The organism is Paenibacillus sp. PsM32, from assembly GCF_030433815.1.
In the GTDB taxonomy this organism is placed as follows: Bacteria; Bacillota; Bacilli; order Paenibacillales; family Paenibacillaceae; genus Saccharibacillus; species Saccharibacillus kyungheensis.
In genome coordinates this window covers 1-203 of the sequence record NZ_JARUWY010000135.1, presented here as the reverse complement: position 1 = coordinate 203, position 203 = coordinate 1, and the positions used below count along the sequence as shown (strand labels likewise).

General features: G+C 54.7%; 1 tRNA gene. It reads left to right on the top strand.

What is annotated here, in order from left to right:
• The first annotated feature begins 49 nt into the window (after positions 1–49).
• Positions 50–141: transfer RNA gene (locus QCD85_RS23905), tRNA-Ser, on the top strand.
• Positions 142–203 lie beyond the last annotated feature (62 nt).

Genomic DNA, 203 nt, shown 5'->3' with positions numbered 1-203 from the left:
ACTGTTAATCGAGTTGTCACAGGTTCGAGTCCTGTTCGGGGAGCCATATGGAGAGGTGTCCGAGTTGGCCGAAGGAGCACGATTGGAAATCGTGTAGGCGTCACAAGCGTCTCGAGGGTTCGAATCCCTCTCTCTCCGCCACAAGTAAGGCCCGTTGGTCAAGTGGTTAAGACACCTCCCTTTCACGGAGGTAACAGGGGTTC